Here is a 14646-nt window from a genome sequence, read left to right on the forward strand (position 1 = left end):
GTCGAGGCCGACGGTTCCGGGACGAGAACGGCACACCAGCCGGGGAGAAGAGGACGACGAGTGGCGCAGAAGACGGCTTCGAGCGCGGATCTTGCGTGGCTGCTGGATGACCTGGTCGGCCGGGTCAAGCAGGCGGAACACGCCGTGGCGCTCTCCACCGACGGACTGCTGATGGCCTCGTCCCGCGAATTGAGCCGGGACGACGGCGAGCACCTGGCGGCGATGGCGGCGGGCATCCAGAGCCTCGCCCGTGGCGCCGGCAAGCGGTTCGGCGGTGGTCAGGTGCAGCAGACCATCATCGAGATGCAGTCCTCGTTCCTCTTCGTCACCGCGGCCGGCCGTAACGCCTGCCTCGCGGTGCTGGCGTCGGAGGAGGCGGACGTCGGTCTGATCGCGTACGAGATGGCCATGCTCGTCACCCGGGTCGGCCGGTTCGTCGCGTCACCGACCCGGGAACAGCCCCTCGGCGAGAACACGGCGCGATGACCCGCCCGGGGGATCCGACGGAGCAGGAGTGGGTGGACGACCACGCGGGTCCGGTCGTCCGCCCGTACGCGGTGACCGGTGGCCGGGCGCGCCCGGTGACCGGCACGTTCGACCTGATCTCCCTGGTGACCGCGACGCGGAACGAGGTGGGGTCGGATTCCGGGCTCGGCCCGGAGCATGTGGCGATCGTCGGCCTCTGCCAGCGGATCCAGTCCGTGGCCGAGATCGCCGCCCATCTCGACCTGCCCGTGGGCACCGTCCGGGTTCTCCTCGGAGACCTGGCCGCCCGCAGCCTGGTGCAGGTACGCGAGCCGCGCGCCACCCCCGCCGGCCTTCCCGACGAGCACGTTTTCGAGGCGGTAATCAATGGACTACGGGCGCTCTGAGCGGCCGGCGGGGGCGGCGCCGCTGCCCACCGCGATCAAGATTCTGATCGCCGGCGGTTTCGGCGTCGGCAAGACCACGATGGTCGGCGCGGTCAGCGAGACCCGGCCGCTGCGCACGGAAGAGGTGCTGACCGAGACCGGCATCGGCATCGACGACCTGTCCGGGGTGGAGGCGAAGTCGACCACCACGGTGGCGATGGACTTCGGCCGGATCACCATCAGCGACGATCTGGTGCTCTACCTGTTCGGCACGCCCGGGCAGGACCGGTTCTGGTTCGTCTGGGACGAGCTGGCGCTCGGCGCGCTCGGCGCGGTGGTGCTCGCCGACACGCGCCGGTTGGCCGACTGCTTCCCGTCGATCGACTACTTCGAGGGGCGGGGCACGCCGTTCGTGGTGGCGGTGAACTGCTTCGAGGGTGCCCGGAAGTTCCGGCTGGACGAGGTGCAGGCGGCGCTCGACCTGGACCCGGGCGTGCCGGTGGTGCTCTGCGACGCGCGGCAGCGCGAGTCCGCCAAGGAGGTGTTGATCACCCTGCTGGAGCACGCCATGAAGCTGCGCGAGGCCCGCCGGCGGGCCGCCGGTGACTGAGGTGACCGTCCGGGCCATGTCCGCGGAGGAGTTCGGCCGCTGGCAGCGCGAGCTGGCCGTCGAGTACGCCCGGGAGCACGTCACGGCCGGCAACTGGACCGCCGGGGAGGGCCTCGACCGGGCGCTGCTGGCGGCGGGGGAGCGGGCGGCCCGGGAGCGGGGCGCCCGGGCACTGGAACTCAACGTGTTCGGCGCCAACGAGACGGCCGCTCAGCTCTACCGGACGTCCGGCTACCGGGTGGTCACCCAGCAGATGCGCAAGGACCTGGTGGCCTAGGCGGTCCCTGCGGTCGCCGCTCTGTCTTTCTTGCGGCCCTGCGGTCGGTCCCTGGGGTTGTGCGGTCCCGTGGTCGCGGTCCTGCGTTCCTCGCGGCCCTGCTCGCGGTCCTGCCGTCCCGCCGTCCTGTGGCCTCGCCGACCGAGCGGGGCGGCGGGCTGAGCGGGGCGGCAGGCCGAGCGGGCGGCGGGGCCGAGCAGGGGCGTCGTCGGGAGGCGGGCCGGCGGCCGAACGGCAGGCGCGGGGGCGGCTAGAGGCGGGTGGCGGTGCGGACCAGCCCGGCCAGCGCGCGGGACCGGCTGTGCGGCGGCCACGCGATCACCGTGGTCACCGCAGGGGCGTCCGGCACCGGCACGGCGGCCAGGTCACGGCCCAGCAGGGGCCGGCACGACTCGGGCAGCACCGCCGCCGCACGCCCGAGCGCGATCAGTTGGAGCAACTGGACGTGGTCGCGGACCTCGGGGCCCGGCCCGTCCGGGTACGTGCCGTCCGCCAGCGGCCAGCGCGGCAACGGCAGGTCGGGCACCGACTCGACGTCGGCCGTGCGCAGGTGTGCCCGGGCGGCCAGCGGATGCGTGGCCGGGAGCACCGCGACCTGCTGTTCGGTCACCAGTTCCTCGGTGTCCAGCCCGGCCGTCGAGTCGAACGGCAGGTGCAGCAGCGCCACGTCGGCCCGCCCGTCCCGCAGCACCCGCTCCTGCTGGCCGATGCCGCACAGCAGCACCTCCACGGCGACCGCGTCGGGTTCGGCGGCGTACGCGTCGAGCAGTTTCGGCAGCAGCTCGGCGGACGCGCCGGCCTTCGTGGCCAGCACCAGGCCGGGCTCGCCGCCCACCACGGACGCGGCCCGCCGCGTGCGGCGGTCCGCGGCGGCCACCGCGTCCAGCGCGGCCCGGCCCTCGCGCAGCAGCACCATCCCAGCCGGGGTCAGGGTGACCGACCGGCTGTCGCGCTCCAGCAGCGTCGCCCCGAGCCGCCGTTCGAGCTGCCGGATCGCCCGCGACAGCGGCGGCTGGGCGATGCCGAGACGGCGCGCCGCGCGCCCGAAGTGCAGCTCCTCGGCGACCGCGACGAAGTACCGAAGCTCCCGCGTCTCCATCCGACCACCGTACCCCCGGTCGATACCCGTCGGGTATCGCGCGCTACCGAGACAGTGTTGGCCGGCCGCCGGCCACGCGGACAGGATCGACCGCATGAGCGAACGCATGATCGCGCTGGTGACCGGCGCGAACAAGGGAATCGGGTACGAGATCGCGGCCGGCCTGGGCGCGCTCGGCTGGCGGGTGGGCGTGGGCGCCCGGGACGGGCAGCGCCGGGAGGCGGCCGTGGCGAAGCTGCGCGCGGACGGCGTGGACGCCTTCGGCGTACCACTGGATGTGACCGACGACGCGAGCGTGACCGCCGCCGCCCGCCTGCTGGCGGAGGCCGGCGGTCTGGACGTGCTGGTGAACAACGCGGGCATCACCGGCGGGATGCCGCAGCAGCCCGGCGACGTGGACCTGGCGACCGTGCGGGCGGCGGTCGAGGTCAACGTGATCGGCGTCGTCCGGGTCACCGAGGCGATGCTGCCGATGCTGCGCCGCTCGCCGTCACCCCGGATCGTCAACATGTCCAGCGGGGTCGGCTCGCTGACCCGGCAGAGCGCCTCCGCCGGCGAGCACCAGACCGGGCCGCTGTCGGTGGCGTACTCGCCGTCGAAGTCGATGCTCAACGCGGTGACCATCCAGTACGCCCGCGCGCTGGCCGATACGACGATCCTGGTCAACGCCGGCTGCCCCGGCTTCACCGCGACCGACCTCAACGGCTTCCGCGGGGTGCGCACACCGCAGCAGGGCGCGGCGATCGGGATCCGGCTGGCGACCCTGCCGGACGACGGGCCGACCGGCGGGTTCTTCGAGGACGCCGGCGTGGTGCCCTGGTGAGCCCTCCCCGCGGCTGAGTGGCGCCGGCGGTCACGGCCGCCGGGTCGAGACGCCCGCCGGGTCTGTCATCATCGGCGGCGACTGGTTGGTGGACACTCCCGGCGGGCGGGCCCGGCTGACGTTCGCGCCGGCAAACGACCACGGCGTGCTCGGCCACGAGGTGCGTATGCCGTCCGGCGAGACGGTGTGCGTGGCCGACCTGGCCCGGCTGAAGGTTGTGCCGGAGTCCGCGGAGCGGTGAAGGTCGCCGATGTCGTGACCACGGAGCGCAATTTCTTGATGGCTTGTGTCCGGTTTTGTAACCTTGATCCTTTCCGGATGTAGTTTTCATTGACTCCCGCTTGTCTGGTGGATAGCGTCGTGGCCAAGTTGATTGACCGATGACAACCACGGGGATGACATGAGTGAGGTTCTGCGGCGCTGGCCGCATTCTTGGCTGCATTATTGAGCTGTCTCGGCGTACCCATCTCGGTTTTTCTGGTCCTGGGATGGGTCTTTTTGGCATTCGCCTGAGGCGGTTCGTCGGGTGAATTAGGGCATGGCCGCGCTGGTGACGGCCGTTGCGGCGCATTGATCACCCTGATTAATTCGGCATTCTTCTGCCTTTCCCGCGTTTGCGCCTGCCGCACTTTTTGGCGTTCTTCCAGTGCTGTGTCGACACGAATTGTTCGTGGTCGGCGCGGCGCAGCGTGTCCTTTTTCGGCGGAAGCAGGTCCGCCGGTCCCTATTGGTGAGGAGTATTGATGGGTCAACGTCGAATGGCTGTGGGGGTGGCGTCCGCGCTGCTGGCCACGTCGGTGCTGGCGGTTTCGCCGGCTGCGTCATCCGCCGCGCCCGCGGCGCCGCAGGAGGCCGGGGAGGCGCCGCAGGTGTCGCCGCGGTCGTCGTCGAAGGTGTGGTTGTTCGACTCGCCGCAGCGCGCGGTGGCACGGGCCGCCGCGGGGGCGGCCCCGTCGGTGCCGAAGGGCACCGGGCCGGTGCGCAACGGCACCCTGGTGTCGTTCTCGCTGGCGGACCGGATGGCGGTGAAGGTCAACGTCGGGTCCGGGAACCTGATGGTGAACACCACCGACCTGACGCTGCCCGGGATCGCCGGGAACGTGACGTTGGGCGCGTCGTTCAACAGCCTGATGCTGGGCAGCGACCTGTCGGTCGGCGCGCACGGGCCGGGTTGGCGCACGCGGGCCGGGCAGGACGTGAAGCTGTATCCGGCCGATGACAGCTCGGTCACCTACGCCGCCGCCGACGGGGTGGTCGGGAAGTTCACCTGGACCGGGTCGGCCTACACGACGCCGGGTGAGTTCAAGGCCAAGCTGGTCAAGAACGGCACCGGGTGGAAGCTGACCGAGAACGACAGCGGCAAGGAGTTGTTCTTCACCTCCGACGGTCTGCTGGACAAGACCGAGGACCGCAACGACAACGTCACCGACTACTCCTACAGCGGCGGGCAGCTCACCCAGGTCGTCTCCGACCGGGGCGGCCAGTACGCCCGCACGGCGACGGTCACGTTCGTCAACGGGCGGTTGAAGACGTACGAGCAGAGCGACGGCTACAACACGGTCCGGACGGTGTCCTACAAGTACGACACCAACAACCGGCTGCAGGCGATCGACCTGCTGGGGGCGACCCGGCAGTGGGCCTTCGAGTACGACACCGCCGGTGATCTGGTCAAGATCTGGTCCAAGGACGACACCTACAGCCTCGTCACCTACGACGGGCAGCACCGGGTCACCTCGTTCACCCAGGTCACCGACAACGCCACCAATCAGGGCGCGACCACCCGGTTCGCGTACCCCACGTCGTCGCAGACGAAGATGGCCGACCCCCGCCAGGACCTGTCCCAGCCGGTGGCGTCGGTGCCGCACACCACGTATGACCTGAACAGTGACAAGCGGGTCACCAAGGCCACCGACCCGGCCGGCAACGAGCGGTCGAAGACCTACACGACGTTCCAGGACGTGGCCACCGACGTCAGCCCCGAGGGCAGCACGACCACCAACACCTACGGCGCCAACGCCGGGCAGTCGCTGACCAAGTCGGCGTCGCCGTCGGGCGCCAGCGCCTCCGCCGCGTACGCGAACGCGGCGACCTCGACGAACCCGACGGCGAACTTCCAGCCGTCCTCGTCGATCGACACCCAGGGCAACAGCTCGACTTTCACTTACAACGGCGCCGGCAACCGCACCTCCACCGCTGACGCGCTCGCCGCGAAGGCGGAGGTCGACTACAACACCGACGGCACCGTGAAGTCCTCCACGGATCCGGCGAACACCGGCAACCCCACCACCTACACCTACGACAGCGACAAGCAGATCACCACCCTCACCCCGCCCACCGGCAACGGCCTCGCGGTCAAGACGTTCACCTACGACGTCCTCGGCCGGGTCCGCACCGTCGCCCAGGGCGGTTGCACCACCACCTACGACTGGACCAGGGACGACCGGCTGGAGAAGACCAGCTACTCCGGCTGCGGCAGCCTCACCCCCGTCACCTACGAGTACGGGCGCGTCGGGAACCTGATCAGCCGCACCGACGCCACCGGCACCACCACCTACGAGTGGGACAACCTCAACCGGCTGCACCGGCGCACCAACCCCGGCACCGCCACGTTCGTCTACGAGCACGACCTCGCCGGGAACCTCACCGGGCTCACCGACGGCCGCGGCATGACCAAGCACTACTACAACACCCGCAACTGGCTGGTCCGCACCGACACCGCCGGCGGCACCCGCTACAACTACTCCTACGACACCGACGGCAACCGCGAGAACACCTTCTTCGCCACCAACACCACCAACAGCGTCTACGCCCTGCGCGTCAAGACGGTCTACGACAAGTCGAACCGGCCCACCCGCATCACCGCCACGCGTAACTCCGCCGCCCCCGCGACGGTGTTCGACGTGACCTACTGCTACGCCGAGTACACCTCCGGGCAGCCCTGCTCCACCGCCACCGGCGACGACACCGGCCTGCGGCAGTGGCAGAAGGACGAGACCACCGGCGCGATCAGCCAGTTCACCTACGACGAGGCCAACCGGCTGACCAAGGCCACCAACTACAACGGCAAGACCTACGACTACACCTACGACAGCAACGGCAACCGCAAGACCGTCAAGGTCGACGGCACCACCACCCAGACCCTGACGTTCAACACCGCCAACCAGATCACCACCGCCAACAACACCTACGACAACCGCGGCAACCAGACCCGCGCCAGCAGCCCCACGGTCAACCCGATGACCTACAACGGCGCCAACCAGATGACCGGCGCGAACTCCGGCACCTACGCCTACGCCGGCACCGACCAGGTCGAGCTGACCCGCGCCGGGACCACCACCCTGCAGTACGGCTACGAAGGCCAGCACGGCATGCCGTGGCTCCAGTCCTGGACCGCCGGCGGCAGCACCGTCTACGTCGAGCGCGACGGCCTCGGCACCCCACTGGGCCTGCGCGTCAACGGCACCGACACCGCGTTCGTCCTCGACGCGCTCGGCACCCCGGTGGCGATCGTCAAGGCAAACGGCGCCCTCGCCGCCACATACCAGTACGACCCCTACGGCAACGCCACCACCGTCGACGAGTACAACCTCGGCGCCAGCAACATCATCCGCTACGCTGGCGGCACCTACGACCAGAGCACCGGGCTCACCAAATTCGGCCAGCGCTGGTACAACCCCCAACAAGGCCGCTTCACCCAACAGGACAACCTCAGCTTCATCGGCAACCCGAGGAATGGGAACCGGTATGCCTACGCGGGCTGTAGCCCGACAAACTACATTGACCCAGTTGGCCAGAGCTGGGAGTGCGAGCTTGGTAAAATCCTGGTGTTTGGCGCCACGGCTGCAATCATCGCTGCACCGCTGGCGACTTTCGGTCCCGCTGCAGCCTTTGCCGGCGTAGCAGCCGCTTCCGCAGTTGCAGGTGGGTACGGATCGATCTGCGAGAACACGCAGAAGGGCGAATCAATTAATTGGGGTGACGCCGCCCAGCAGGCAGCCTGGGGAGTTGCAAGCTTCTTGACTAGCTAGCACGGGTTGGACGACTAGACAAAGGATCGGGAGCCCTTCAGCGAGCATTGCAGGAGGGCTTCCGACCTTGAAGGTTAAAGCGAGCATGAAAGGTAGCAGTGATGGCGAAACTGACTTTTGTCAGAGGGGTAGATGCGATAGGCGGTAGTAGAAGGTTTCGCATGTATTTGGACGGCGAATTATTCACCAAGCTGGGGCCGGCGGATCGGATTCTGCTAGACGTTTCCGAGGGGAGACATGTTCTCCAAGCACGTCTTGACTGGCTCCGCAGCTCGCCACTTCCTCTAGACCTTAAGGCCGGAGATGCCGTCACGATTGAGGTGACTGCCGGAGGAAGAGCGGCGAGTTTCGTCGGGACTTTCATCCGGCCCCGGAGTGCGCTCGAATTGACTATCAAGCGCAGTTGATGGGCATTCAAGTGCTGACGTGCCGAGCGCGTGGCAACATGGCGCTTCGACGTTGAGCGGGGTTCGTGGTCGGCGGCGACCCGGATGTGAAGGGCTCGCAGCCCATCGGTGATCATCTGAGCGTCGGGTTCGGATGGTCACAAGTGAAGAGCTGCGAGCATGGTCAACGATACGACCCGGCTGTTGGGGCTGGACGGCCTGATGGTGGAGCGGGTCGAGGTGGCCGCCGCCGGTGTCCCGGTGGTGGAGCTGTCCACCGGTTGTGAGCAGGCGCGATGCTGCCCGGGGTGCGGACAGCGTGCGGTGCGCGTGAAGCAGTGAGCCTTTTCCAAGCTGATCTTGCAGCTCAGGGCGGGCGCGGCGAGCTCGGAGATCGATGAGGGTGAGGATCCAGGTAAGACAGCAGTCGACCAAGATCCGATACCCCGACCGAGAGCCTCGCCTGTGCTGTCTTGCCCTTCCACGATCACGCTGTCCAGCCGCACCCTGAACCACCTCGCTGACCTCATCCGCCGCCACCGCGGCCAGCATCGATCCCAGTGGCGGCGCCTCGACCCGGGCCGGCAGGCGCTGCTCGCCCTGGCCCACCAGGGCACCCGGGGCAGCGTGCGCACACCGTTCGAGCGGCGCCGCTTCCGGCCGAAACTGTCGCGCCGCCAGAAGGCGGTCAACCGGGCGCGCGCGAAGATCCGAGGCTGCGGCGAACGGGCCATCGCCACACTCAAAACCTGGAAGAACCTGGCCAAGCTCCGCTGCTGCCCGCGCCGCGCCACCGCGATCGTGCAGGCCATCCTCGTCCTGCTCCACGTCGAAGCGAACCACTACACACGATGAAAAGGGCTGACTGACATTGGCCGGTGACGTCCCGGCGGCGGCGCGCGGCATGAACGTAGACGAGACCGACAACCGGCCGTGCTTCCCTTGCGGCCGGTCGGAGAAATGTGCCCCGGATCAGGGCTGGTGGGGTTCGCCTGATGCAGCCCTGTTCGGCTCAGCGGCCGGTCGACGTCACGAACCGGGTCCACGCCGCCGGGGTGAAGGTCAGCACCGGCCCGGCCGGGTCCTTCGAGTCGCGGACGCCGACCACACCGGGCAGGTTGCCGGCCACCTCGACGCAGTCGCCGCCGTTGCCGCCGCTGCGGGTGCTCTTACGCCACCGGGCGTCGCTCAGGTCCATGCCGCCGCTCAGGTCCATGCCGCCGCAACTTCCCTCAACAGGTCCAGGGTCCGCGCGCGGGGCAGTGCCTCGCCCCGGATGCGTTCCCACCGACGCTCCAGGGTAGCAATCTCCGAGGGCTGCTCGATGATCTGCGCCTGCGCCTGGCTGTCCACATGCGCCACCCGGCTGCCGTCGCGCAGCTCGGCGATGACGAACGGCCCGTCCAGCCCGGGATAGGTGGGCGTGTCGGCGGGCACCACGTGGAGCTGCATGTTCGGCAGCTCGGCGCAGGCCGCCAGGTGGGCGACCTGGACGGCCATCAGCGCCCGGTCGCCGGCGGCGGCGCGGCGCAGCACCTGCTCGTCGAGCACCACGACGTAAAGCGGACCGCGCGGGCGGTCCAGGATGCCCTGCCGGTCCAGCCGCGCGGCGACCAGATCGGTGACCTCGTCGGCAGTGAGCGGCTGGCCGAGGAACGTGGCGCGGGCGTACGCCTCGGTCTGCAACAGGCCCGGCACCCAGGCCAGTTGGAACGCGCGCAGCGCGACCGCCTCGCGTTCGATGTCCACCCACGGGCGGAACCACACCGGCTCGCGACGGCGACCCGCGTCCGGCCACAGTGCATCCATCGGCTGGCCGAGGAGGTCCGCGACCGTGGCGCGGTGCCGGCTCTGCGGGATGTGCCCGGGGTTCGCCCACCGGGCCACCGTCTTCGGATGCAGGCCGAGCCGTTCCGCCAGAGTCTCGGCGGTGTGACCCGAGCCGGCTAACGCGGTGACGAAGGCATGGTTCATGCCCGTTCCTCCCCGGAGCAAAAGAAGCGTCCGAAGGAGATTACACAACGCTGTGTGATTGTGTGGCCACGGTCGGCACGGTGGAGGCATGACTGACCCGACACCGATCTCCGCGTACCCCCGGGTGGTGCTGCCGCTGCCCACGCACCGCGCGTGCGGTCCGGCCTGGCGCTGCGACGACTGCGGCGAGCCCTGGCCGTGCCCGGCGCTGCGCGCCGTGCCCACCGACGCGGCCCGGCGCGCGACGCTGATCCCCGAGTTCTCCCGGATCACCCGCCAGGCCATCCGCGACCTGCGTGGGCAGCCCGGCGGGCCGGACCCGATCGCGATCGTGCGGCGCTTCCTGTGGTTCATGCCGCTCACCGACGCGGAGGTGCGCGCCGTCGCCCTCCGCCTCCGCTGACCGCCCGCACGTTAGGAGGGGCCCCTTGTTAACACACGTGTGTTAAAAAGGGGCCCCTCCTAACCACAAAAAGCTCAGCTGGCGATCATGCGGCGCAGCACGTACTGCAGGATGCCGCCGTGCCGGTAGTAGTCCGCCTCACCCGGGGTGTCGATGCGGACCACGGCGTCGAACTCCACACCGGTGTCGGTGGTGACCTTCACCGTGCGCGGGGTGTCGCCGTCGTTCAGCGCGGTCACGCCGCTGATCGAGAACGTCTCGGTGCCGGTCAGGCCCAGCGAATCCGCGGTGGTGTCGACCGGGAACTGGAGCGGCAGGACGCCCATGCCGATCAGGTTCGAGCGGTGGATCCGCTCGTACGACTCGGCGATGACCGCCTTCACCCCGAGCAGCATGGTGCCCTTGGCCGCCCAGTCCCGCGACGAGCCGGAGCCGTACTCCTTGCCGGCCAGGATGACCAGCGGGACGCCCGCCTCCTGGTAGGCCGTCGAGGCGTCGTAGATCGAGGACTGCTCGCCGGTGAGGTGGTTGACCGTGAAGCCGCCCTCGACACCGGGCACGAGCTGGTTGCGCAGCCGGATGTTGGCGAACGTGCCCCGGATCATCACCTCGTGGTTGCCCCGACGGGAGCCGTACGAGTTGAACTCGTGCCGGGCGACGCCGTGCTCGGCCAGGTACGTGCCGGCGGGGGAGTCGGCCTTGATCGAGCCGGCCGGGGAGATGTGGTCGGTGGTCACCGAGTCGCCCAGCTTCGCCAGCACCCGCGCGCCTTCGATGTCCTGCACCGGGTTCGGCTGCTGCTGCATACCCTCGAAGTACGGGGGCTTGCGTACGTAGGTCGACTCGCCGGCCCAGGAGAACGTGTCGCCGGTCGGGGTCGGCAGCGACTGCCAGCGCTCGTCACCGGCGAACACGTCGGCGTACGCGGCGCTGAAGCCGGTCGCGCCGATCGCGGAGGCGATGACGTCCTGGATCTCGGCGCTGTTCGGCCAGATCTCCCGCAGGAACACCGGGTTGCCCTGGGCGTCCTCACCGATCGGCTCGTTGGCCAGGTCGATGTCCATGGTGCCGGCGAGCGCGTACGCGACCACCAGCGGCGGGGACGCCAGGTAGTTCATCTTGACGTCCGGGTTGATCCGGCCCTCGAAGTTGCGGTTGCCGGACAGCACCGACACGACGGCCAGGTCGCCGTCGTTCACGGCGGCGGAGACCTCCTCCGGCAGCGGGCCGGAGTTGCCGATGCAGGTGGTGCAGCCGTAACCGACCAGGTTGAAGCCGAGCTTCTCCAGATACGGCGTGAGGCCGGACCGGTCGTAGTAGTCCATGACGACCTTCGAGCCGGGCGCCAGGGTGGTCTTCACCCACGGCTTGCGGGCCAGGCCCTTCTCCACCGCGTTGCGGGCCAGCAGCGCCGCGCCGATCATCACCTGCGGGTTCGAGGTGTTGGTGCAGGAGGTGATCGCGGCGATCACCACCGCGCCGTGGTCCAGCTCGTACTCGACGCCGTCGGCGCCGGTCACCCGTACCGGGTTGGTGGCCCGGCCGCCCGCGCCCACCGCGGCGGTCTCCAGGTCGCGCGGCGCGTCCGCCGGGTCGTTGACGCCGTTGGCCGGGGCGTCGCTGGCCGGGAACGACTCGGCGCTGGCCTCGTCGGCCGGGCCGTCGGTGCCGAACGGCTTCTGCTGCTGCGGCACGCCCGGCTTGCGGCCCGGGTCGCCGCCGGTCTCGTCGGCGGCCACGTAGTCGGTGAGCGCGGAGCGGAACAGCGTCTTGGCGCTGCCCAGCGGCACCCGGTCCTGCGGGCGCTTCGGGCCGGCGAGGGACGGTTCGATGGTGCCGAGGTCCAGCTCCAGGCGCTCGGAGTAGTCCGGCTCGTGGTCCGGGTCGTGCCAGAGGCCCTGCTCCTTGGCGTACGCCTCGACCAGCGCGACCTGAGACGCGTCGCGCCCGGTCAGCTCCAGGTAGCGGACGGTCTCGGCGTCGATCGGGAAGATCGCCACGGTGGAGCCGTACTCCGGCGACATGTTGCCGATGGTGGCGCGGTTGGCGAGCGGCACCGCGCTCACGCCCGGGCCGTAGAACTCGACGAACTTGCCGACCACACCGTGCTTGCGCAGCATCTCGGTGATGGTGAGCACCAGGTCGGTAGCGGTGGTGCCGGCCGGCATCTCACCGGAGAGCTTGAAGCCGACCACGCGCGGGATCAGCATGCTGACCGGCTGGCCGAGCATCGCGGCCTCGGCCTCGATGCCGCCGACGCCCCAGCCCAGCACGCCCAGGCCGTTGACCATGGTGGTGTGCGAGTCGGTGCCGACGACGGTGTCCGGGTACGCCTGGCCGTTGCGCTCCATGATCGTACGGGCCAGGTACTCGATGTTGACCTGGTGCACGATGCCGGTGCCCGGCGGGACGACCTTGAACTCGTTGAACGCGCTCTGGCCCCAGCGCAGGAACTGGTAGCGCTCCTTGTTGCGCTCGTACTCCAGCTCGACGTTGCGCTCGAACGCGTCCTCGCGGCCGAACAGGTCGGCGATGACCGAGTGGTCGATGACCAGCTCGGCCGGCGCGAGCGGGTTGACCTTGGTGGCGTCGCCGCCGAGGTCGCGCACGGCCTCGCGCATGGTCGCCAGGTCGACGACGCAGGGCACGCCGGTGAAGTCCTGCATCAGCACCCGGGCCGGGGTGAACTGGATCTCCACGCTCGGGTCGGCGGTGGGGTCCCAGCCGCCGAGCTGCCGGATGTGGTCGGCGGTGATGTTCGCGCCGTCCTCGGTCCGCAGCAGGTTCTCCAGCAGGATCTTCAGGCTGTAGGGCAGCCGTTCGTGCCCCTCCACCTTGTCGATCCTGAAAATCTCGTAGCTCGCGTCTCCGACGCGTAGCTGGGTCTTCGCACCGAAGGTGTCGAGGCTCGCCACGTCGTACTCCTTCACACCAGCGACCGTGAGTAGTCCTGAGCAGTTTGTCGCACCGACCGGGGCGCCGCCGTGCTTAGGCGACACTTACCCGCGTCGGTCTCTACAAAACCGTACGTCCGTCTTGCTATCCGCGCAACCTCATGCCACGCTGCGGGACGAGGAGGTGCCACCATGATCCACCACGTCCTGCTCGCCTGCCCGCGCGGCTCCGAGGATCTCTCCCGCTCCTTCTACGTCGGTCTGCTCGGCCTCACCGAGAAGCCCAAACCGCCGGCCCTCGCCGCCCGCGGTGGTTGCTGGTTCACCGGGTACGCCGCCGAGCTGCACCTCGGCGTCGAGGACGACTTCGTGCCCGCCCGCAAGGCGCACCCCGCGCTGATCCGCACCGACCTGGACGACCTCGCCGCCCGGCTCGACACCGCCGGCCACCCCGTGACCTGGGGCGACGACGAGATTCCCGGCATGCGGCGGTTCCACACGCACGACCCGCACGGCAACCGACTGGAGTTCCTGGCACCCGCGCGGTGACGTCCGCGCGGGTACTGTCGGAGCGTGGTCGACGTGCAGCACTGGCTCTCCGCGCTCCCCCCGGGCCTGATCTACCTGATCGTCGCCGGGGTGATCGGTGTCGAGAGCATGGGCGTCCCGCTGCCCGGCGAGATCGTGCTGGTCAGCTCCGCACTGCTCGCCGCGGCCGGGGTCGTCCAGCCCGAGTGGGTGGCCGCCGCCGCCGCGACCGGCGCGATCGTCGGCGACTCCATCGGGTACGCGGTGGGCCGCCGCGGCGGCCGGCCGCTGCTGGAGCGGCTGGGCCGGCGCTTCCCCAAGCACCTCGGTCCCGCCCACCTGGCCCGCGCCGAGCAGAGCTTCGCCCGCCACGGCGTGTGGGCGGTCTTCTTCGGGCGGTTCGTGGCACTGCTGCGCATCCTCGCCGGCCCGCTCGCCGGCGCGCTGCACGTGCCGTACCGCCGGTTCCTGGTGGCGAACGCCGCAGGCGGTCTGGTCTGGGCGTTCGGCACGACCTACCTGCTGTTCTACGTCGGTCGGGCGGCCGAGCACTGGCTCAAGGACATCTCCTGGGCCGGGTTGGTCCTCGCCGTGCTGGCCGGCCTGGTCAGCACCTGGTGGCTACGCCGCCGCGCGCGACGGCTCGCGCCGGTGGGCGTGCCCGACGAAGCCGAGCCGGTCGGCGCCACCGCCACCGAACGCTGACGCGACGGGGGCCCGACCCCGCTGGTGGGGGTCGGGCCCTCGTCGTGTGGCGGCCTCGCTGGGCCAGT

Annotated in this window: 16 protein-coding genes; 12 read left to right on the forward strand and 4 right to left on the reverse strand. The window is 69.9% G+C overall.

The features are described from left to right. Positions 1-60: 60 nt before the first annotated feature. The 4 genes from AB0H28_RS26035 to AB0H28_RS26050 are packed head-to-tail and all read left to right on the forward strand — an operon-like array spanning position 61 to position 1738. On the forward strand, positions 61-486 hold the full coding sequence (locus AB0H28_RS26035) for a roadblock/LC7 domain-containing protein (RefSeq protein WP_358045304.1): 426 nt from the start codon (positions 61-63) through the stop codon (positions 484-486). Beyond that, entirely contained in the window at positions 483-872 is a 390-nt protein-coding gene (locus tag AB0H28_RS26040) for a DUF742 domain-containing protein (protein WP_358045307.1), read from the forward strand. Before AB0H28_RS26035 ends, AB0H28_RS26040 begins: the two co-directional genes overlap by 4 nt. Next, positions 853-1461 (forward strand): ATP/GTP-binding protein, encoded by a 609-nt coding sequence (locus AB0H28_RS26045; protein ID WP_358045310.1) that lies wholly within the window; start codon positions 853-855, stop codon positions 1459-1461. Before AB0H28_RS26040 ends, AB0H28_RS26045 begins: the two co-directional genes overlap by 20 nt. A gap of 16 nt (positions 1462-1477) precedes the next feature. After that, positions 1478-1738, forward strand: coding sequence for a GNAT family N-acetyltransferase (locus AB0H28_RS26050; protein ID WP_358045313.1), 261 nt, complete (start codon positions 1478-1480; stop codon positions 1736-1738). Positions 1739-1988: 250 nt separating this feature from the next. Here AB0H28_RS26050 and AB0H28_RS26055 read toward each other — a convergent pair whose 3' ends face one another. Continuing rightward, entirely contained in the window at positions 1989-2837 is an 849-nt protein-coding gene (locus tag AB0H28_RS26055; RefSeq protein ID WP_358045316.1) for a LysR family transcriptional regulator, read from the reverse strand. A 94-nt stretch (positions 2838-2931) separates the two neighbouring features. Between AB0H28_RS26055 and AB0H28_RS26060 the strand changes: the two genes are divergently transcribed. The 5 genes from AB0H28_RS26060 to AB0H28_RS26080 all read left to right on the forward strand — a co-directional run bounded on the left by AB0H28_RS26060 (position 2932) and on the right by AB0H28_RS26080 (position 8929). After that, the gene (locus AB0H28_RS26060) at positions 2932-3660 is read left to right on the forward strand and encodes an SDR family oxidoreductase (RefSeq protein ID WP_358045319.1); all 729 of its coding nucleotides are present in this window, start codon (positions 2932-2934) and stop codon (positions 3658-3660) included. Positions 3661-3745: 85 nt separating this feature from the next. Next, positions 3746-3901, forward strand: a complete 156-nt coding sequence (locus tag AB0H28_RS26065; RefSeq protein ID WP_358045322.1) for a hypothetical protein — start codon at positions 3746-3748, stop codon at positions 3899-3901. Positions 3902-4403: 502 nt separating this feature from the next. Then, positions 4404-7688: an RHS repeat-associated core domain-containing protein gene (locus AB0H28_RS26070; RefSeq protein ID WP_358045325.1), complete on the forward strand. Its 3285-nt coding sequence runs from the start codon at positions 4404-4406 to the stop codon at positions 7686-7688. Between the two features lie 566 nt (positions 7689-8254). Beyond that, positions 8255-8416, forward strand: a complete 162-nt coding sequence (locus AB0H28_RS26075; RefSeq protein ID WP_358045328.1) for a hypothetical protein — start codon at positions 8255-8257, stop codon at positions 8414-8416. A 123-nt stretch (positions 8417-8539) separates the two neighbouring features. Continuing rightward, entirely contained in the window at positions 8540-8929 is a 390-nt protein-coding gene (locus AB0H28_RS26080) for a transposase family protein (protein WP_358045360.1), read from the forward strand. Between the two features lie 157 nt (positions 8930-9086). Here AB0H28_RS26080 and AB0H28_RS26085 read toward each other — a convergent pair whose 3' ends face one another. After that, a complete protein-coding gene (locus tag AB0H28_RS26085) occupies positions 9087-9272 on the reverse strand; it encodes a DUF397 domain-containing protein (protein WP_358045363.1) in 186 nt (61 codons plus the stop codon). Positions 9273-9280: 8 nt separating this feature from the next. Further along, the gene (locus tag AB0H28_RS26090; RefSeq protein WP_358045330.1) at positions 9281-10048 is read right to left on the reverse strand and encodes a DUF5753 domain-containing protein; all 768 of its coding nucleotides are present in this window, start codon (positions 10046-10048) and stop codon (positions 9281-9283) included. 88 nt (positions 10049-10136) lie between these two features. Between AB0H28_RS26090 and AB0H28_RS26095 the strand changes: the two genes are divergently transcribed. Beyond that, complete coding sequence (locus AB0H28_RS26095) at positions 10137-10451, forward strand: hypothetical protein (RefSeq protein ID WP_358045333.1); 315 nt, start codon at positions 10137-10139, stop codon at positions 10449-10451. Positions 10452-10525: 74 nt separating this feature from the next. On the opposite strand, the gene AB0H28_RS26100 is transcribed toward AB0H28_RS26095, so the two are convergent. Further along, the gene (locus AB0H28_RS26100) at positions 10526-13381 is read right to left on the reverse strand and encodes an aconitate hydratase (protein ID WP_358045336.1); all 2856 of its coding nucleotides are present in this window, start codon (positions 13379-13381) and stop codon (positions 10526-10528) included. A gap of 156 nt (positions 13382-13537) precedes the next feature. On the opposite strand from AB0H28_RS26100, the gene AB0H28_RS26105 reads away from it, so the two are divergent. Together AB0H28_RS26105 and AB0H28_RS26110 are read left to right on the forward strand one after the other, a co-directional pair. Beyond that, on the forward strand, positions 13538-13894 hold the full coding sequence (locus AB0H28_RS26105; RefSeq protein ID WP_358045339.1) for a glyoxalase: 357 nt from the start codon (positions 13538-13540) through the stop codon (positions 13892-13894). A 24-nt stretch (positions 13895-13918) separates the two neighbouring features. After that, positions 13919-14578 (forward strand): DedA family protein, encoded by a 660-nt coding sequence (locus AB0H28_RS26110; RefSeq protein WP_358045342.1) that lies wholly within the window; start codon positions 13919-13921, stop codon positions 14576-14578. Positions 14579-14646: the final 68 nt, after the last annotated feature.

This window comes from Micromonospora sp. NPDC050980, from assembly GCF_040653835.1.
GTDB lineage: Bacteria > Actinomycetota > Actinomycetes > Mycobacteriales > Micromonosporaceae > Micromonospora.